This is a genomic window from Variovorax sp. OV084, assembly GCF_900111625.1.
Classification (GTDB): domain Bacteria; phylum Pseudomonadota; class Gammaproteobacteria; order Burkholderiales; family Burkholderiaceae_C; genus Variovorax.
The window spans coordinates 1-17,057 of record NZ_FOII01000029.1; the positions used below are offsets into that span (position 1 = coordinate 1).

A 17,057-nucleotide genomic window follows, 5' to 3' on the forward strand; every position below is an offset into this window, starting at 1 on the left:
GGGGCGTAGACGCGACCAATCCGAAACTTCCATCAGGTTGCGAGCTGTATCCGCGTCGCGCGACCTTCTTGCGCGTTATCACACGGCCTCCAGCGGTTGCCGCCACTCGAGTCAGCTGGGCCAGCGGCAGCTAAGGGACGGATCGCAGTCACCGGAGTGCGGCGGCCTTGACCGCGGCGTTCGGATTGGCCAAAAACTCCTCAAGCTCGTCGCACCGCCGGAACTCCTTCTTGAGGGCAGCCTCTACGCGTCCAGCAATGCTGTCGCTCGGTAGGCTCCCTCTACCCAGTCGTACAGCTGAACCCGACACACTCCGTTGAGGCGGTGCCCAAGAAGCATGGCGAACGCTGCAGGGCCCTTGATGAATAGATGCAGTACCTCAAGGCGGTGTTCCGAGCGGAACTTCACCAGCGCTGCCTTTGCCTCCGCGACGGCTAGGTTCATTTCGGCATGACTTGCAACGGGCTTCCCGCTGAGCGACAAGACGGATGTGCCTTCAGGAACTCCCACCAATGCCAAGTCTAGGTCGGCGCCGACCTCCGTCGTGAATGCGATGGACATCGCACCCTGCGCCGCATCGGGTGTACCCGACTGCACGGAGGTGTGAAAGAAGGGTCCCGCTGCCTGCTCGTAGACGTCCGTGCGATACACCACTCCGTTGTGCTCGACGTGCAGAACGAAGTTGTTCGTCGCACGAAACGCATGGCCCAACAGACAAGCGGCTGACATGCCCTGCCGTCCGTCAAGCGCGACGCGTCTTCGCTCGGTGTTTCGCGCCAAGAACGCTGCTATGTCTTGGGCCGACTCTGAAAGCTCTTGCCAGTCCGACGCCACCTTCGCAGAGCGCTTGAGGCCAACGAACTCATCCGCGGGCAGGGCAAGCTGTTCAAGAACGGCTCCTTCGCCGCTCAAGCTAACGCGCGTCGGAGTTCCCGCCCATCTAGTGCTGTTGCCAGCCAAGACCTCGGTAAGGGCAGACTCAAGCTGATTGCGATACACCGGGCCACTAGAAGAGCTGGCAATATATTCCTTGAACCGGTCGCGAAGGCGAGCCGCTTGCTTGCCGGTGAGGTCGATGCTCGGGAGATGGCGTTCGACCTCCCCCGCGAAGGCAGCGTCAGCGCTTTCTGCCGAGTAGGCCGCAAATTCGACGTGATGAAGTGCGAACGCGGCCAAGTCTTCAGACACCTCTTGCTTCTTAGCCCAAGCCAGTACCTCTTCACGGTCACGCTGCAGGATTGTCGAGTGCGCTTGGTACGACAAGCCGACGCCTCGCAAGCGCTCGAGCATGGCCACGAACGGGCTCGTCTTGCCGTTGTATGCGGGACAGACCAGAGCGAACTGGACGTGCTCGAGAGCCGATGCCTCGTGAGCTTGTTTGAAGCGAGCTACCTCGTCCCAGAATTCGGTTGAGCTCAAGGCATGGCTCTTCGCCTCGACCATGAGGTGGCGAACCGCCCTCGCCGGGGCGTAGTAGCAGACTTGAACATCGCCGACAGCCTCGCTGACCACATGACTGAACGCACACTGCGCCAACCACCTCGGCAGGTTCTGAAGGACGTATGCGTCCTGGTACTCGAAGCCCACACGAGCGGTCGCGCCTCCTGTTGATTCCTTTTCAAGCAGTCCAGCTGTCATGTTTTTGTCTCCAGGTCCAGGTCAGACTGATGAACGCTGCCGTCGGGCAGATAGGCGTGCGCGCTGCCTTCGAGGCCGGCGCCGTTAAGTCGAAAGATGAGAAGGACGACGAAGTTGGCGCCGACCCGGGCGTCCGTTGCAAGCTCGCGCATCGTCGCGTGGTCGCGCGAGCTTGGCTGAACGCTGAACAAGGGATGGCTGTGCCACTCCCCGAGGTAGTTAAAGCGCCGGAAGTCGTTGCCCTTTGAGAGGCAGAACGCGCGGATGGCTCGAGCCGCGCCGGCCACACTGCGCATGAACGATGCGATGGCGCCCGGACGTTGAACGTCCAACGCGCGTACGGCAAAGTGGTTCACGCCGACGTGCTCCCCCATCAACACGCCACCACACTCCCGCGCGCCGGCTTTGCGGAGCGCCATGTGCAGCTTGGATTGGATGTCAGGCGGCACCGTTATTCGCAGCACTGGCGCCCTCGCTGATGAATCTGTAAATGGCGGCTATCTCTTGCCGGTCTTGTTCCGACAGCGTCTGTGGTCCTGGCGGTGCCGCACTCGGGCAGTCGACAGGGATGACGTCGAATGGGCAGCGGAACTCCCAAAACTTGCGAAAGCCGATGAGATACGCGGCGGCCGGGTACTCCGAGGGGTCGGCGCACAGGGTGTCGAGGCAGAACTGCGTCATCGATGCTGCCAGCGACCCCACGTCCGCATCCGAGGCAACGTAGACTTTCTCCTCCGATTCGACACCGTAGTTCGCTGCTTTCCCTGTGGGGGCAGGCACCATGTCCTTCATCACGCCGTACAGGTGCGTGCGAATCCCAAGCGCATCCGTGTCCACGCCTGGACGGCTACGTGCCATCAGTCCGCCCCCACCGCCCCCGAAAACCTCGCCCCACACCATCGCCTGCCCTGCGCGCTTGGTGATTGCGGCGAGCGCCACGAAAGCGCTCGGATTCGCCGTCGCGTCGATAACCAATGTGCAGGACGCCACAGCTTTGCCGACCTTCGCGGAGACAGATGGATTGCCCTGTTCCGCAATCTTTATCGGCCACGTGGTGACCGACGCGCCCGGTGCGACGAGTTTGAGTGCATGGGTGCCCGCAGCAAGCTTGGAGAAGCCGACGTCGTGCCAGTCGAATTCGTTGCGGACGAGGTTGTGTGGCCCCAGCACGTCGTCGTCAACGAGCACAAAATTTCGGACGCCAGCCCGGGCCAGCGACACAGCAATCTTGCTTCCCAGAGAGCCCATGCCGACGATGGCGACAGAAGCGTCTGACAACTTGGCGAAACTCACCGGGAGCCGCTGCGGCTCGTCCGCGGAAAAGTCGACCGCGTGGTATCGCCGGAAGAGTGGAGTGCTTCCGCCCTTGAGCAGGAACGCGCACAGCCGACCTTCTTCGTCGTGTGCGAGGAGGAAATGCAGCTTGTCGGCGAGACCTTCGTCCCAAGGCCATGTGACGCCAAGACGAGATTGCAGGTCTTGCGCGTCCTTTGCCGAGGCAAGCGTAGCGGCGTTGGGCACAGGCACCGCCACGCCGATGAACTGGATGCCGGGCCCCTGTGAAAGCAGCGCCGGCACGTCATCGAGGGCGACCAGCGGGTCGCCCGCCTGCAGGACGATGGCAACCGATTCACCTTTGAGCCAGCCGACCACGCCCTGAATCTGCACTGGCAAGTTCCGGCCAACACCAGCCAAGAGCTCCTTCAGAGCCCGCGTCACGACAAATCGCTCGTCGTTGGCGCGGAGCTCCTGAGCGTCCGAGGCCTGATGGCGAGACGGCACAGGCCCGAAATCGGGAATGACCCCGTGGAGGATTTCGCCCCAGATGAGCGTGCTGGTGCTTTGGACAAGGTCCACGCCCGTGATATCGCGATGCCAGTTGTCAGGCCCATACTGCAGGCAGAGGACGCCCGAGCCCCGGTACTGGTGACCGCTCCAAGACTCGCCGGACTTTTGAGGGCGGACGAACGCCGGAACATCGGGAAAGAGCTCCGGGTATACCAGCACCCCTGCGAAGACGCCCTTCACCAGTTTGAGCTCGAAGTTGACGCACAACTCGCCGCTCGGCGTGGCACTCCAACTCTGGACTGTGAGGCCAGTTGTCACGCGCGCGTGGTCATCCAGCAGGCGGCGCTCACGCGCCATCCGCGCGCCCTGCTCTTTCAACAACCGCATCAGGCAAAGCCCCCTGGCTTGTTCGGGTAGACCGCGGTCGCCGGGAAGGTGAGCCCTGCGCCGACCGCAGGGCGCAGCAGCGAGGTCGCCTTTGCCGAGTCCGAGCGCTGGCTGGCCGATGCCGGGAAGCATGCGCCCAGCACGTCCCGCCAGAGCTTCAACGCCTCTTTGCCGTCGGTTTCGTCCTTCGCCTTGCGAGCGAGCGCCGCGTGTTCCGACAGCTTGTCGTAGAACGTCTTGAACTCTTCTGCCTTCACCGCAGAGAAGACGTTGTTACCCGGGACACCAGGGTCCTCGAGCGACGGCACCTGGCCCAGAAGAGCCGTCAGGTAGTAGGCGTCGCGGATGGCCTCCAGGAGGGTCACGAATAGCGTCTCAAGGTTCGTCTCGGTGTAACTCATGTGCTTCGCGACCAAGCACTCGAGGATGAAGCCCTTCGGCCGCTTGAGGTCGGCGGGCATGTGCAACCGGCGCCACCACTTGAAGAGCTTGACCAGCTTCTTGAACCGCCCACCAGCCTTGGCGTTGGTCTCAATCGTCCAGTCCGTGTGAGCGTCGGGGTTCGTGACCAGCCATTCCTCGAGATGGATGTCGGGGATGAGGTAGGCATCGCCGTTTTCGATGACAGGCACCACGTCCATATCGACTGTCACCAGCTTGACGTTGATGGACCGTCGGTTGATGGTCAAGTTCTTGTAGCCAGCGTCGACGAGCGTCTGGTGGACCGCGTCCAAGACAACCTTGGGGTCGTCCTCCGCGGTGTGGTTGGTGACCGCGATGATGTCCACGTCCGCGCGCTGAAGGACGCCGTCCACCCGAGTCGGTCGGATGGCGGTGTCGCGCTTGTAAGAGCCAGACAGGAAGGTTCCAACGTGGACCTCCGAGAAGTCATCGTGCTCGGCCAACGCGTCGCGCAGGGTGTTGTGGGCGCTGGAACATGCGGCAACGGTCGAGGGTGACGGCTCGATTTCCGAGAGCATGTCCAAAAACTGTTGTTGTGTCGTCATATTTCGCCCCTTTCTGGCGAGAGTTGCTGGCTGGCGAGGGGTTAAACCCCGGTGCCACACTGACTAAGACGCCCGAAAATGTCGCCACGGACGCGCTGTCGAAGAGATTCCTTTGCCGGCGTCCGCCAAGCCGGTTGGCGGCGTCTACATGGGAGGGAGCCCCTTGCATGATTGAAGAACCAGACGAACCTCTTGGGCAGGACACCGGGTATGAACGGTTGCAGGCCGAAGATGTCGACAAAGAAATTCGCGCGCTTCTGGGCTCGCCGGCCGACTTTGTCCGCTTGCGGAGCATCGCCTCCACGCTAGCGGCTGGGGTAACCGGATTGACCGGTGACGACCTTTTGAACGAGGCGGTGGTGCGGTTCTATGAAGGCCGGCGTGCCTGGCCGCGCGGCGTGCATCCGCTGGTGGTGTTCAAGAGCGCCATGCACAGTCTGGCCAGTGACATGCGCAAGCGCAACGTCCTGAACCCGGTCGATGAGACCGTCGCGCTGGCCACGGCAGAAGTAGACGAGGACTCGACTGACACCCGCCGCAAGGTACATGGCGCGTCGACCTTGACGCCGGAAGATGACCTGTCCGGCAAGGAACAGCTGGCTGCCGTCTACGCTGCGGTTGCTGGCGACGAAGAACTGGAATTGCTGTTGATGGTCTGGGCTGACAGGTTGCGCGGCGATGAAGCGGCCAAGGAGTTGGACTGGGACAAGAAGAAGTACGAGGCGGCTCGAAAACGGCTCAACCGCCGTTTAGATGCACTGGACCCTGATCGGAGACTGAAATGACCAAGCCCTCGAACTTCAACAATTTTGTGGATGTCCTGACGCAGGAACTCATCGACATGCCAGATGAGCAGGTGCTCGACGGACGGGACGTTGCCCAGCTTCAGATCGATGCTCAGGCGTTGCTTAGATCGGCCCGGGCGGAGGCTGGACGCCGTCGCCTTGCCGCTGCCAAGGCAGGGGTCGGCACTTTGCGGAAGCAGGCATCCTCGCCAAGCGTTCGGGTGTCGACCGCGTCAGCTGCCGAAGCCCGACGTTTCATCGCCGAGGCACAGAACGACTCCAGGTACACCCTAGCAGCACGCAAACTTGGAGAGATGTCTGACGAGGAAGTACTCAGGCTCTACTCCCAGATGAAGCGCTTGGAGGATGCTGACAAGGGACGTGACGAATGACGCCCGCTCAGGCGGCAGAAGCCATCATTGAGGATCTCGGCATCACCCAAATTGCCGAACTGGACGTCGAGGCCATCGCCTATGACGCAGGCGTTGAAGTCCTTTATGAGCCCATGACTGGTTGCGAAGCGACGCTTGTGGGTATGGGCAACCATGCGATTGCAACCATCAACCCCTCCCCCTACCGCGGTCGGGAGCGCTTTTCCGTCGCGCATGAGGTAGGGCACTGGAAGTTGCATCGAGGTCGGTCGTTCCGATGCCGGGTGGACGGAGTGGAGGAGAACTTTGCCTCGACAGGCGCCTTGGAGAAAGAGGCAGACACCTTCGCCTCTCATCTCCTGATGCCGGCAAGCATGTTCAACGCTGCCATCAAGCCCTACGGGCAGCCGAACTTCAAGCAACTCGGAGATGTCGCCGCGGCCTTCGATACAAGCCTGACAGCTACGGCACTTCGATTGGTCGGGGTCGACACGCTGCCAGCCATCATCGCCTGCTACACGCGCAACGGCCTGCGCTGGCATGCCGCGGCCAAACACGTGCCCCGACGCTGGTATCTGAAGGACAAGGTCGACGAAGACAGCTTCGCCTACGACCTGCTATTCAGCGGCAAGGAATGCCGCGCGCTGGGAAAGCAGTCTGCGGACACCTGGTTCACCAACGACGACGCCGGTCGCTACGAAGTGCTGGAGCAGTGCGTGCCCCTTCGTTGCGAAGAGGTGTTGGTGCTGCTCTATCTGGCGGACTCAAAGATGCTCTACGCGGGGTTTGACCGTGACGTTGGCAATCGCAAGTACAACGAACACGGTTCGTATGTGGCGCCACGAGGACGGCGGTGAACTTCAGCTAGGGGCCAGGCGCTGCTCGTGCTGCTGGCCTCGCAGGACGTCCAAGAACTTCTGCGTCTTCGCTTGAAGCATCCGCGTCCCCGTCAGACCAGCGGAGAATGACGTGGTCCCAAGCCAAAGGTAGTTCTGATTGGGGAAGGAGTGGACTCAAACTGTCTTTCGATTTCTGACAGCAGTGACCTTGACAACCTGCCCATCCGCCTAGGATGCTGCCGCCCATGCGCATCCTCTCCGAACGTCTGGCCTTGTGGTTCCTGCGCCTGAACGGCTTCCTCACCATCCCGAACTTCATCGTGCATCCTGAAGGGCCGCGGGAAGACGGCGCCTATCCCCAGCAAACCGATGTCGATGTGCTGGGCGTGCGCTTTCCGTTTCGTGCGGAGAGCCGCGCCCGCCCGATGCCTGACTTCGACCTCTTTACCGCAGAGAAGCGAATGATGGTCGTTCTCTCCGAAGTCAAGACTGGTCAGTGCGGCTTGAACGGTCCGTGGACCGACCCACAGCGCCAGAACATGCAGAAGGTACTGTGCGCAGGCGGCTTTCGCCCGCCGGATCAAGTCGAAGGCATCGCCGCGGCGCTCTACCAGTCTGGCATCTGGGGGGACGAGTCGCTTATCGTTCGCATCGTGTGCTTCGGCGACCGCCACAACGCCGGCCTTGCCCGCAGCCATCCCCAGGTGCCACAGCTGCTTTGGAAACGCCACGTGCTGCCATTCGTCTACCAGCGCTTCGACCAATACAAGCTGGAGAAGCAGATGCACCACCAGTGGGATGAAGATGCCAAAGAGCTGTTCGCAGAGGCCGGACAGTCACCGGGCAACGATGGAAAGCAGTTTGTGCAATCGGTGGAAGTGGTCAGCGAACTTTGACTGGTCGCGCGAAGCACCGAACCGGCGGATGAGTCGTCATGCCAGTAAGCTGCAGAATTTCGAGTACTCGCAAACATCACATTCGCCTTCCGCGCTTGTAAGCGATGCCACGACCACCAAAGACATCGACGCCAGTCTCGACAGTCGGCTTGCTGCTTGGGGTGGCCGTCCAAGTCGGATAGCGACCACGGGAGCCCAAAACACACGCGTAGGCCGTTGACCAGGTGGACGTACCAGTGGCCGCAGCCGGAAGAACGGAGCTCTCGCTTAGAGCGCGGGCCGAAGCTGACGAGAGGCGGTCTGGGTGATTAGTTGACGCGGTTACACACGTGTGGCCAGGCAGCGTCGCTGCGTTTCGCAATAACGTGCCGGCGCACTCAAGTGCATCAGCGGTGCCGTTCACCAAGGACCAGCACTGGCATCCGAGACCGCGATGCGGCGCGCCAAGCCAATCTACCTGCGTACTGCAGCACTGTCCTCCTCCGCCGCGAAGGCCAAGTTCGATCTCTCTTGAAGAAGGCATTGCATGGATTTCGAGAACCCGTTTGAAGACCGACGCCGAAAGCACGTAGCAGGACGTCCAGGCGAAGTTTCTACGCCGGGCTAGCGGCGGATTAGGCTGAGGTCTACAGCGGCAGCGCCAACTTGCTGCGCGGCCTTTCGATGGAGAACACGTCCTTCAAACGTATTGCCCGGGACAGGTTCAACAGCCGCTATCTGACGCAGATGGCGTTGAAGCAAGATCTGCCTGCGCCCGATCCGAAAGCGGATCAGCGATCGTTTGTGATGTACCGAACCAAGCCCGCCGCCCGATCGTGATGGCAGCGAGGCCTGGGAGCCGCCGATGATGCGGCCGTCAGCTTCGGCCCGAAGCGGTCATCGAGCGGCCGAGAGCGACGGACCACTATCAGTCTTGAGCTGCCATGCGCGAAGGCGGCTTTGCAGCGGTTGCTGTCGGTGACGCAGAGAACACGAAGGTGTGTTTCGACGCGCCTCTGTTGATTTCCATCTTGAAGTGATGCTCTTGACTCTTGATCAACCGCCAACCTTGTCATATGCAAGTTTGAGAAAAGGCTTGGCGAGCTCAAAGTCCGCTTGCGTCTTGATAGTCACCTCGAGATCACCAGTTCCAAAGTGCCCAATGTCGGACACGTCTCTAAATATTCCTGGCGGGCCTACATGCTGTTTAGGATCCAATTTGAGGAAGACAAGAATCTTCTTCTGCTGAACTTCTACGCACGCGATGTTTTGTGAAGAGCGGTACGCGATGTAGAGCTTCTTGGGCGCCTCCTCGATCGTAGGATCGAGTGCCAGCATGAACTCCTGAATCTCGATGGCCAGATCGGCGATCTGTTGCGGTTTAGATTCCAGGTGCTGCTCGAAAGTCCAACCGCCCAGTGCTCTTGTCAGGGCCGCCTTCTTGCCGGCCGCCACCATCACCGGGTCTTTGCCTTCGAGAGTCGCAGTGGTCTCGGACACGGACCGTTGAAAGACCTCCTCCAAATAGATGGCACCGTTTGCGAAACGTCGAAAGGTCCACAGCTCGATGTTTGCACCCATCACTTGAACGGCGTGCAGGTCGTACTTCTTGTAGCTGGGCGCGAGGCAGATCACCCGTATCTCGGACCAATCGACTTCGACACCAGACCCCAGAGCCTTCTGCACGGCAATCTCGAAATCGCCATGATGGTCCCTCAGCCAGGCAAGGTAGTAAAGCGACTGGTTGATCAGCTCCGAGGAGGGAACGTTCTTGTATTCGATGATGACGGGATTGCCGTCCTCCGAAAGAGCCAGCGTGTCGATCCGTCCTGCGTGCACCTGGCCCGTGCGAAATTCGGTCGCAATGAATCGCGAGTTGAAAACCACCTTGAGGTTTTTCTCGATCAGACGCTGGAGCGTTCGCTCGTCCACAAAGTCGTCTTGCGCGATGGCGGTGAGGTTGTTGTCGAAGAGTTGAAAAAGAGGCATGCGTCTTGACGATGGTTGCTGTAATGCGTCGTGGGAGACGCAAGCGGCAGCGTTCTAGGCTGAAGCCCGTCCGCAGGCCGCCAGCATCACGTAACCGACTGTATCGAGTTTGATCGCTTTTGGGCAGAATCTGCCCGAAGGAGGAATTCACGATGGCCCGCCGAAAAAGAACCAGCCCCGCGGAAGACTTGATCGACCTGATCGCACTCTTGCCTTGGTATGTCGGGGTCATCCTGGCCGTTGCCGGCTATTTGCTGCTCCACCGTATTGCGGCGGCACCCCTTGCCAGCGCCATGGGCCCTGGCGAGGTTGGGAATGCGATGGTTAGAGCCGTCGGTCGCGGCCTCGCGACTGCCGGGCAGTATGTCGTGCCGATCCTCTGCCTCGCAGGCGCAGCGATTTCCGCTTGGCGCCGCCGCGCACGTCGAGTGCTCGTGGACAACGTGACCGGCTCGGACGCGTCCGACGTTCTTCAAGGCATGAGTTGGCGGGAGTTTGAAGTGCTCGTCGGCGAAGGCTTCCGCCTGCAGGGCTATCAGGTCGTGGAAAACTTCGAGCCGGGCCCGGACGATGGCATCGATCTCATGCTTCGCAAGGACGGAGAGAAATACCTGGTGCAGTGCAAGCAATGGCGGGCCTTCAAGGTCGGTGTGCCTGTGGTGCGCGAACTCTATGGCGTCATGGCGGCCAAGGGAGCCGCTGGCGGATTCGTTGTCACGTCCGGTCGATTCACGCCGGAAGCCGAAGCGTTCGCCAGTGGGCGAAACCTTCGGTTGCTCGATGGCCCGCAGTTGCACCGACTGTTGAAGCAGGCCCGAGGCAGCTCTTCTGCAAAGCCCAATGACCGCAACCAGGAGAAGCAGGCCCGCAACGCAGCACTCCAAGCTGCGAAGACAGCCGCGCCGAGCTGCCCCAGGTGCGCGCAATCCATGGTGCGACGCACAGCGCGAAAGGGCATCAACGCCGGCCAAGAGTTCTGGGGATGTTCGGACTACCCGAGCTGCCGCGGCACGGCCTGAGCATGGACACCGGCGTTCACTTGCTGATCGATCTGGAAAACGTCCAGCCGTCCCCGCTGGAGGTGGAGGCATGGCTAGGCGAAGCCGGTGAAGCATGGGTGTTCTACGGCCCACACCAGCTCAAGCGGAAGGCAGCTTTCGAGGTCGACAGCCCCCGCTCCACGCTCGTACCGATCGCGCGCCAGGGAGCGAACTCGTTGGACTTTCACCTGGTCTTTTATCTTGGCTACTTGGCGGCCAAACATCCCGAGTGCCGCTTTGTCGTGCTCGCGAAGGACACCGACTACGACTCGCCGATAGCGCACGCGAACACGTTGGCGTTCTCAGTCGAGCGTTTGCCGTCACTGTCCATCGCGGTGCCAGCGTCGGTTAAGTCATCGCCTGCGCCATCAAAGCCTTCCGCGACTCCGCCGAAAAAGAGGAAGGCGGCAACAAAGACCACGTCTGCAAAGGCCGCAACGATGCAAGAGACCAAAGCCAACGTCTTGTCTGAGGTGCACGTTGCACCGAAAGTAGCGATCAAGAAGCCGGTTGCTCAGAAGTTGCCGATAGCGATATACCGCGATCTCGTGAAGGAACTCGGCGGGCCGCATCGGCCCGCTAGCTTTGCGGCCCTGCAACGCCACATCCAGACGAAGTTTGGGCCGATGGCTGTCCCTGAAAAAGTGCAGATGCTCATTGATCGGCTTCTGACGGCCGATGTGATTGTTCTGAAAAGTGGCAAGCTGAGCTATCGGTCGACATAAGGCCGGGGAGGCGACTGCCTGATCGCGCTAAGGAGCTGGACGAGGGTGGAAGGCTGCGATCTCCGGAGATGCTGGCTTCAGGACGACCCTTTCGTCGCATGCCAGTCAGGCCGCTAACTGTGAACGATTCAAATCAGTCTGTAGCGAACACCCATCTTGACAGTCCAAAGGCCTGCTTGAGCCAACAGCAGCCGCATTCGGGAATTGAGTAATGGGCCTCGGCTGAGATCAACCAGGCCGTGAGACGTTCGAATACCCCTCCGGATCATCGATCCAGCGCTGAAGTGCCCCGCGCGGCCAACCACAGGCGCGTCCGCCCAAATGCACAGGAGGAGGAAACTTGCCTTCAGCGATCCTGCGATACAAGGTAGCGCGGCTCAGTGCGGTGATGCGTATCACGTCGGCCATGCGAAAAAACGCGGGGCCTGTCGCGCTGGACAGATCAACATGGCGGTGATTGGCATGGGCTTCGAATTGCACGATAGCTCCTTGAAGTTTGTTCGAGCCTTCAAGTAGCGGCTTGCGTACCGACGCTGAATTTTTGACTCGAAGACCTCGGACAAAAGCAGAACCTGCACCGGAACCAGAGCAGCGCTGCCATCCGGACTCGCCCGGCAATCGCAGCCCAATCCAGCGCCCCATAGACTCGTCTTCCGCATGGTTTTGCGCCGAGCGTGCGACGACTCACAGCTTCTGACAACTGGGAGTTTTGATAGGAGGTAACGCTCTGGCCCGGGCACATTCACTACCACGCCCAGACGACCACACCGTCACGGTATCAATGGGGGTAATCCTGCAGAAGGTCACTGAAACGAGGACGACTCAACCATCATCGGACACGTGCCCCAGACGAGTTGGCATCCGCGCGCTCCGGCGTTCGAATTCTCTCTGTCTCCCTCCATCGATCCGCCAATCGCTGCGCATCAGTCTGCACAGCCGGCATGCGCGCGACGAAGCGTTCCACCCGGTGGGCCAACTCAGCCTGGCCCTGACTTCGAAGCGCATCCGTAACTGCGTGCCAGCCCGCCACCGCCTCCTGCCGCGTGCGCTGCATGGTCTCTTTGCCGCCGTCCAGGGTGCCTCGCTTTGTCTGTAAGGCGCGGAGCACGTCGTCCAGCTTGGCGCGCATGAAGGTCGAGGTCTTCGGAGGCCGATGCCTGGACCGGTCGCCGGGCGGCAGTTGCCCGAACGCCCGCAGCGCGCGGAGCCGATGATGAATCGCATCCCTGTACGGCTTGCGGGTCTGCCCTCGCACTTGGCGGGGTGTGGCATTGGCCGCCACCCCCTGCTCACGCATCAGCGCGGCGAACTGCTCGCGCCACTGGCGCAACGTGTCCTTGCGGATGTAGAGACGCTTGCCAGGCTCGAACTCGTGCTCGCACTTGACCACCAGGTGCACATGCGGATGCGGCTGATCGGTGTGCAGCACCATGGCGTAGCGATATTGCAGCGCGAAGTTCTCGCGTGCGAAGACGCGCGCCGCAGCCAGTACTTTTTCCGGTGGCGTGCCGGCGGGCATGGACAGGACGATGTTGTGGACCAACTTCGCACGGGTGTCTTTCTGCCCCTGAGCGGATTTCGGCTTGTACTGGCTTCTGCAGAGTTCAAGCTGCCAGTCGGCCGTGATCTCCTGGGCTGCGCCCCGACCCTGCTGCGTCAGCCCTTCATCGGTTTCGATCGGCAGCTTGCCGTGACGGCCGATGTAGCGCAGGTGGGCCTCGACGCCGCCAATGTCCCGCCCGCCGCCGGAGACCTTCACCATCACCTCGGGCGTACGGCCCACCGTGCGCTGGATCTGCGCGATCTGGTCGGCGCCGAGGCGCAGCGTGCCGCCCGGTCCTCGCCGACCGTAGCTCACGATGTCCAGGCTCATGTCGCGCGACTCTCCGGCCGAGCCGTGGCTGCTTCTGTCCACGCGCACAATCTGCTTAGGCACGGCGGTTCCCTTCGCCGGTCTCCCAGCTGATGAGGTTGCGGCGCACGATGGCTGCTGTGGCCTCGCGTGCCACCTCGATTTCCCGCCGGACCATCGCGATGGCTTCGCCCAGGTCCGGTGCCACCTGCACGGCCTGAGTGTTCGGCATGCCGAACGTTCGAAACTGCCGTCCCAGCGCAGCCAGTTGGGCATTGGTCACTTTGATCTGATCCATTTCGTTCGGGGGCAGCACTGCGGCGTCACGGACATGGTTGTGGATCAGCAGGGCCAGGTAGCTGCATGCCTTCATTCCACGCGAACGGGCTCGTCCGGCCGCAAGCGCTCGATCGCCCCTGCGAAGCCGCAGCGTGATGCGATCCGCCATCCCAACGTCGCTTTCCGATTCGTGTGGAAATTGTTGTGCGCCCGAGCCCAGCGAGATTTCGCCGTTGGTCTTGAGTACCTCGTCGACCATCTTCGCGAGCAGAGTCGACGCACTGAGATGATGCCGCGCCGCCAGCGCGGCGAAGCGCGCCCTCGTCTCGGGCGGCACCCGGGTGGCTATCACGCGGCTCGATAGTGAGGTCTTGGTCATTGCAACCCCGTTGCAGTAAACAATGTCTGACGTCAGTCTATCCTGCCCTCACAGCCGCACAAGGACTCAGCCCTCGAAGTTCCAGTGTCGTCCTGCAACTGCCACTTCCACACTGCCGGCGCTCAGTCATCCATCCCACGACCCCAAAGCATCCACACGGTCACAACACAAATTTCCTACTCCTTCATCGAACAGGAAGACCTGCACTGTCGATAGCCGTTCGAGGCTTCCTCGGTATTCGGCATGCCGAACACCTATGCAAGGAGGGATAAAGGGGATTGCGACGTATAGCCGGTGCACGTGCGATCAATCGACTGGGTGGCCGCCTCGCTCCACAGCCTGACGGTGCCGCCGCGAGCAGCCTATTCGCGCAGCGTGAAAACCACCGAGAGGTAGGAAACCGGCCTCGAGTGAATGGCGTCGATGCCGTGCAGCGCAGTCGCCTCAAACAGTAGCGAGTCCCCTGCCCTCACCTCGACCACCTTGGCACCATAGCGGTAGCTGACATCCCCGGAAAGGAAGTACAGGAACTTCAAGCCCGGGTGCTGGAAGGTCACGTAAGGATTGGCTCCGGGCAGCAGCGTGACCAGGTACGGCTCAACGAACAGATTGCCCGACAGCAGGTGGCCCAGCAGCTCGTAGCGGTAGTCCGCCACCGCGCCGATGCGGTCGACGAGGACACCACACCCCGCGCGCACGTGGCAGAAGTCCGTGCGGCGCGCCTGATCACTGAAGAAGCGCGACATCGGCACGTGCAGGCCCTGCGCGAGGCGCTCCAGGGTCTCCACCGAAGGCGAGACCAAACCGCGCTCGATGCGCGAGAGCATCGAGGAAGAAATCCCCGAGCCTTGCGCCAACGCGCCGCCAGACATATCAGCGGCTATGCGAAGCGTCCTCACCTGCGCGCCGATGCGCGCCGCTGACGGACTGCGCACGACAGGTGTTGGTTGCCTCGCTCGGACGCGTGTGATCGAGCTTGGCAGCCGCAGGCGCCGGGCCGTCGGCAGGGGTGAGGGAGCTTGGTGACGCGTCATATGGAGTCTCGCTGGCAGCGACGATGCATTTATCTGCTGATGCTTCGCCAGATGTCACGATTAGTGTGTTCACCATTAGATCACATGAAGTGACTATCCGTGGCACATGAAGTCTGTGCGTCATCGATTTGGGGAGCGCATCCGCATGCTGCGGATCGCTACCGGCATGAGCCAAGAGGCCTTCGCCGATCGATGCGGTTTCGCGCGCACCTATATGAGCAGGGTGGAGACAGGCGGAGCAAACCCGTCGCTTGATGCACTGCAGACTTTCGCAACCGCGCTAGGAATGCCATTGAGTGAATTGTTTGCCGGCATATAGTCAGGCGGGTCTATCCGCTGCGCATGGCCAAGCAAAGGCGCTTCCCGTCCGGTCCACGATCAGCATCTGAACCGTTCCCGATTTTTGCAACGACACGGTAATCGGCAGCCCACCATCCGATTCAGCATGACCGTCTCTGCTGTTCGGAATTTGCAGCCAACAAATTGAGAATCCCCAGTCACTCGCAGCTGCCGAACAGCTCCCCTGAACGTTCGGCATGCCGAACATGTGGAATGCGCAACGATCAATGTCGCGCGTTCATGCCTTTCAGCCTCTTGCATCGCATAAGCGACACCACCGGTCTGGGGCTGCGAAACGGGTAGCCTTGCGGCCTATTCGGATACTGCGTGCGCGGGCACAGAGATCATTGACGCAACGCCAATCAAAGTGTGGACAAGATGTCGAAGCGCTCTTGCATGCTCAAAGGCGCATGAGCATCGGTCAATGTGCGTGAGCAAGCAGGTCCTGCGCCTTCACCAGAACGTAGCCTGGGCGTCTGGTCAGCGCGTCGGCGTCTTTTTCGTGACCGGCCTTGTGATTCATAAGGAGCTGCAGAACGGGAAGTAACCCTGCGACCGCAGGCATGACCTGATCCGTCGCGACTCCGTAGGCAGACAAACCAAGCCCGAGCAGCGCGTATCCACTCTTCCAGTAGCGCAACGCGTGGCGCTCGACCAGTTCGAGTTCAGACCGGAGCTCCGTTGCCTGTTCTCTCAATTCAGTCACGACTTCGGACGGACTACTGACCGATGTCTTTTGTGGGTTCACGTTGAGCGCACTGGCAATCAGCTCACGAAACCTTGGCAGCGCCTTAGACGCCTCTTCCCTCAACTGCAAGATCTGATGGGCATTGAGATCACTGACCCATGGGAGTTGAAGGTCACGGGCATTGTCCAGCAATCGGAGTTGATGCCCGACTACGACCCGTCCTTCTTGGCGCAGTAGTCCGAAAAGACCGATTCTTGAATTCGAGAAGACAGCGCCCCCACCGGCGGCCGCGTCGCGGGCGGTCCATAGTGCACTATGGACCGCCATAGTGATTTGCTGTTCTGCCACGTCTCGTTGACTGAGCGACGAGTCAAAGTCTTTCTCGAAGGCAAACATACTCGTTTGCGGCTCATAGAACGAGCCCGTGTCGACAACGCAAGTACCGTCTCCTGGGCGCCTCACCACTACTTGGTCTGCGAACTCATCTAGCAAGGTTGCAGCAGTAGCTCCCACGACATCGTCAAAGTGCTCGATACACGATGGACATGCCGGGACGATAGGCGACCTGAATTTGATGATCCCGGCCGCAATCATGGGGAACAGCTCCCACAAAAGCAGCCCATCAAGCACTGCGTCATCGAGCTTCGCATTGGTAGCGCGGCCGAATCGCACAAACCGCTCAGTCAAATGGTCAGTCAACCAAACGCGATCGGCAAGGAGCCCCATGCTTCTCATCAGACGCTGCGCTTGAGCACTTCGGCATTCAGGATTCCGACAGGAACGTGGCGAAAAGAGATCAAGAGGACCGTCGAGATATATATCGAACTCTGTAGGTGCGGCCTGAAAGCGTTCTGAAAAGCTCTCGGCCTGATAGACCTCCGACTGCATACGAAGGTCGGGAAGCATTTCCTTCACTCGCTTCCGCGCATTGCTCCACGTTTTCGCAGCTGGGCCGACCGCATCGAGCAGCAACCAGACCGATGGGGGAACGTGAGGCAGTTCGTTGATCATTTTTCGAGCTTGGTGAGCGGCGAAGTGCTGC

At 60.8% G+C, this 17,057-nt stretch carries 18 protein-coding genes; 8 read left to right on the forward strand and 10 right to left on the reverse strand.

Annotation, left to right across the window (positions count from 1 at the left end):
• Nucleotides 1–243: 243 nt before the first annotated feature.
• Genes BMW87_RS32525 through BMW87_RS32540 form a run of 4 tightly spaced genes read right to left on the reverse strand, consistent with a single transcriptional unit; the run spans nt 244 to nt 4,820 of the window.
• Entirely contained in the window at nt 244–1,638 is a 1,395-nt protein-coding gene (locus tag BMW87_RS32525) for a CD-NTase-associated endodeoxyribonuclease Cap4 (protein WP_143062647.1), read from the reverse strand.
• Complete coding sequence (locus tag BMW87_RS32530; RefSeq protein ID WP_093082278.1) at nt 1,635–2,102, reverse strand: M67 family metallopeptidase; 468 nt, start codon at nt 2,100–2,102, stop codon at nt 1,635–1,637. Before BMW87_RS32530 ends, BMW87_RS32525 begins: the two co-directional genes overlap by 4 nt.
• Nucleotides 2,077–3,813, reverse strand: a complete 1,737-nt coding sequence (locus tag BMW87_RS32535) for a ThiF family adenylyltransferase (RefSeq protein ID WP_093082281.1) — start codon at nt 3,811–3,813, stop codon at nt 2,077–2,079. The genes BMW87_RS32530 and BMW87_RS32535 overlap by 26 nt, the downstream gene beginning before the upstream one ends.
• Nucleotides 3,813–4,820 (reverse strand): SMODS domain-containing nucleotidyltransferase, encoded by a 1,008-nt coding sequence (locus BMW87_RS32540; RefSeq protein ID WP_093082284.1) that lies wholly within the window; start codon nt 4,818–4,820, stop codon nt 3,813–3,815. The genes BMW87_RS32535 and BMW87_RS32540 overlap by 1 nt, the downstream gene beginning before the upstream one ends.
• Nucleotides 4,821–4,987: 167 nt before the next feature.
• Between BMW87_RS32540 and BMW87_RS32545 the strand changes: the two genes are divergently transcribed.
• The 5 genes from BMW87_RS32545 (at nt 4,988) to BMW87_RS35405 (ending at nt 8,530) form a co-directional block, all read left to right on the forward strand.
• A complete protein-coding gene (locus tag BMW87_RS32545; protein WP_093082286.1) occupies nt 4,988–5,605 on the forward strand; it encodes a hypothetical protein in 618 nt (205 codons plus the stop codon).
• Nucleotides 5,602–5,997 (forward strand): hypothetical protein, encoded by a 396-nt coding sequence (locus tag BMW87_RS32550; RefSeq protein ID WP_093082289.1) that lies wholly within the window; start codon nt 5,602–5,604, stop codon nt 5,995–5,997. Before BMW87_RS32545 ends, BMW87_RS32550 begins: the two co-directional genes overlap by 4 nt.
• On the forward strand, nt 5,994–6,833 hold the full coding sequence (locus BMW87_RS32555; RefSeq protein WP_093082291.1) for an ImmA/IrrE family metallo-endopeptidase: 840 nt from the start codon (nt 5,994–5,996) through the stop codon (nt 6,831–6,833). The genes BMW87_RS32550 and BMW87_RS32555 overlap by 4 nt, the downstream gene beginning before the upstream one ends.
• 227 nt (nt 6,834–7,060) lie before the next feature.
• Nucleotides 7,061–7,711, forward strand: coding sequence for a hypothetical protein (locus BMW87_RS32560; protein WP_143062648.1), 651 nt, complete (start codon nt 7,061–7,063; stop codon nt 7,709–7,711).
• 645 nt (nt 7,712–8,356) lie between these two features.
• Nucleotides 8,357–8,530 (forward strand): hypothetical protein, encoded by a 174-nt coding sequence (locus BMW87_RS35405; RefSeq protein ID WP_218149803.1) that lies wholly within the window; start codon nt 8,357–8,359, stop codon nt 8,528–8,530.
• A gap of 216 nt (nt 8,531–8,746) precedes the next feature.
• Here the strand turns inward: BMW87_RS35405 and BMW87_RS32565 are convergent, their stop codons facing one another.
• The gene (locus tag BMW87_RS32565; RefSeq protein ID WP_093082296.1) at nt 8,747–9,679 is read right to left on the reverse strand and encodes a DUF5655 domain-containing protein; all 933 of its coding nucleotides are present in this window, start codon (nt 9,677–9,679) and stop codon (nt 8,747–8,749) included.
• A gap of 152 nt (nt 9,680–9,831) precedes the next feature.
• On the opposite strand from BMW87_RS32565, the gene BMW87_RS32570 reads away from it, so the two are divergent.
• Together BMW87_RS32570 and BMW87_RS32575 are read left to right on the forward strand one after the other, a co-directional pair.
• Nucleotides 9,832–10,698, forward strand: coding sequence for a restriction endonuclease (locus BMW87_RS32570; protein ID WP_093082299.1), 867 nt, complete (start codon nt 9,832–9,834; stop codon nt 10,696–10,698).
• 2 nt (nt 10,699–10,700) lie between these two features.
• Nucleotides 10,701–11,444 carry a PIN domain-containing protein gene (locus BMW87_RS32575; protein WP_143062649.1) on the forward strand — a complete coding sequence of 248 codons (744 nt, stop codon included), beginning with the start codon at nt 10,701–10,703 and terminating at the stop codon, nt 11,442–11,444.
• A gap of 228 nt (nt 11,445–11,672) precedes the next feature.
• Here the strand turns inward: BMW87_RS32575 and BMW87_RS32580 are convergent, their stop codons facing one another.
• From BMW87_RS32580 to BMW87_RS32595, 4 genes are all read right to left on the reverse strand, one after another.
• On the reverse strand, nt 11,673–11,924 hold the full coding sequence (locus tag BMW87_RS32580; protein ID WP_093082304.1) for a helix-turn-helix transcriptional regulator: 252 nt from the start codon (nt 11,922–11,924) through the stop codon (nt 11,673–11,675).
• Between the two features lie 349 nt (nt 11,925–12,273).
• Complete coding sequence (locus BMW87_RS32585; protein WP_093082340.1) at nt 12,274–13,317, reverse strand: relaxase/mobilization nuclease domain-containing protein; 1,044 nt, start codon at nt 13,315–13,317, stop codon at nt 12,274–12,276.
• Nucleotides 13,318–13,372: 55 nt separating this feature from the next.
• A complete protein-coding gene (locus BMW87_RS35625; RefSeq protein ID WP_256217007.1) occupies nt 13,373–13,954 on the reverse strand; it encodes a hypothetical protein in 582 nt (193 codons plus the stop codon).
• A gap of 362 nt (nt 13,955–14,316) precedes the next feature.
• The gene (locus BMW87_RS32595) at nt 14,317–14,889 is read right to left on the reverse strand and encodes a helix-turn-helix domain-containing protein (protein ID WP_093082306.1); all 573 of its coding nucleotides are present in this window, start codon (nt 14,887–14,889) and stop codon (nt 14,317–14,319) included.
• Nucleotides 14,890–15,094: 205 nt separating this feature from the next.
• On the opposite strand from BMW87_RS32595, the gene BMW87_RS32600 reads away from it, so the two are divergent.
• Nucleotides 15,095–15,307 (forward strand): helix-turn-helix domain-containing protein, encoded by a 213-nt coding sequence (locus tag BMW87_RS32600; RefSeq protein WP_093082309.1) that lies wholly within the window; start codon nt 15,095–15,097, stop codon nt 15,305–15,307.
• Nucleotides 15,308–15,748: 441 nt separating this feature from the next.
• Here the strand turns inward: BMW87_RS32600 and BMW87_RS32605 are convergent, their stop codons facing one another.
• Complete coding sequence (locus BMW87_RS32605) at nt 15,749–17,026, reverse strand: hypothetical protein (protein WP_143062650.1); 1,278 nt, start codon at nt 17,024–17,026, stop codon at nt 15,749–15,751.
• Nucleotides 17,027–17,057 lie beyond the last annotated feature (31 nt).

Excerpts from the sequence above, each read along its gene's own strand:
- BMW87_RS32525 (WP_143062647.1), bottom strand. The coding sequence starts at position 1,638 with ATGACAGCTGGACTGCTTGAAAAGGAATCAACAGGAGGCGCGACCGCT.
- BMW87_RS32535 (WP_093082281.1), bottom strand. The coding sequence starts at position 3,813 with ATGCGGTTGTTGAAAGAGCAGGGCGCGCGGATGGCGCGTGAGCGCCGC.
- BMW87_RS32540 (WP_093082284.1), bottom strand. The coding sequence starts at position 4,820 with ATGACGACACAACAACAGTTTTTGGACATGCTCTCGGAAATCGAGCCG.
- BMW87_RS32545 (WP_093082286.1), top strand. The coding sequence starts at position 4,988 with ATGATTGAAGAACCAGACGAACCTCTTGGGCAGGACACCGGGTATGAA.
- BMW87_RS32550 (WP_093082289.1), top strand. The coding sequence starts at position 5,602 with ATGACCAAGCCCTCGAACTTCAACAATTTTGTGGATGTCCTGACGCAG.
- BMW87_RS32555 (WP_093082291.1), top strand. The coding sequence starts at position 5,994 with ATGACGCCCGCTCAGGCGGCAGAAGCCATCATTGAGGATCTCGGCATC.
- BMW87_RS32560 (WP_143062648.1), top strand. The coding sequence starts at position 7,061 with ATGCGCATCCTCTCCGAACGTCTGGCCTTGTGGTTCCTGCGCCTGAAC.
- BMW87_RS32565 (WP_093082296.1), bottom strand. The coding sequence starts at position 9,679 with ATGCCTCTTTTTCAACTCTTCGACAACAACCTCACCGCCATCGCGCAA.
- BMW87_RS32570 (WP_093082299.1), top strand. The coding sequence starts at position 9,832 with ATGGCCCGCCGAAAAAGAACCAGCCCCGCGGAAGACTTGATCGACCTG.
- BMW87_RS32575 (WP_143062649.1), top strand. The coding sequence starts at position 10,701 with ATGGACACCGGCGTTCACTTGCTGATCGATCTGGAAAACGTCCAGCCG.
- BMW87_RS32585 (WP_093082340.1), bottom strand. The coding sequence starts at position 13,317 with ATGAGCCTGGACATCGTGAGCTACGGTCGGCGAGGACCGGGCGGCACG.
- BMW87_RS35625 (WP_256217007.1), bottom strand. The coding sequence starts at position 13,954 with ATGACCAAGACCTCACTATCGAGCCGCGTGATAGCCACCCGGGTGCCG.
- BMW87_RS32600 (WP_093082309.1), top strand. The coding sequence starts at position 15,095 with ATGAAGTCTGTGCGTCATCGATTTGGGGAGCGCATCCGCATGCTGCGG.
- BMW87_RS32605 (WP_143062650.1), bottom strand. The coding sequence starts at position 17,026 with ATGATCAACGAACTGCCTCACGTTCCCCCATCGGTCTGGTTGCTGCTC.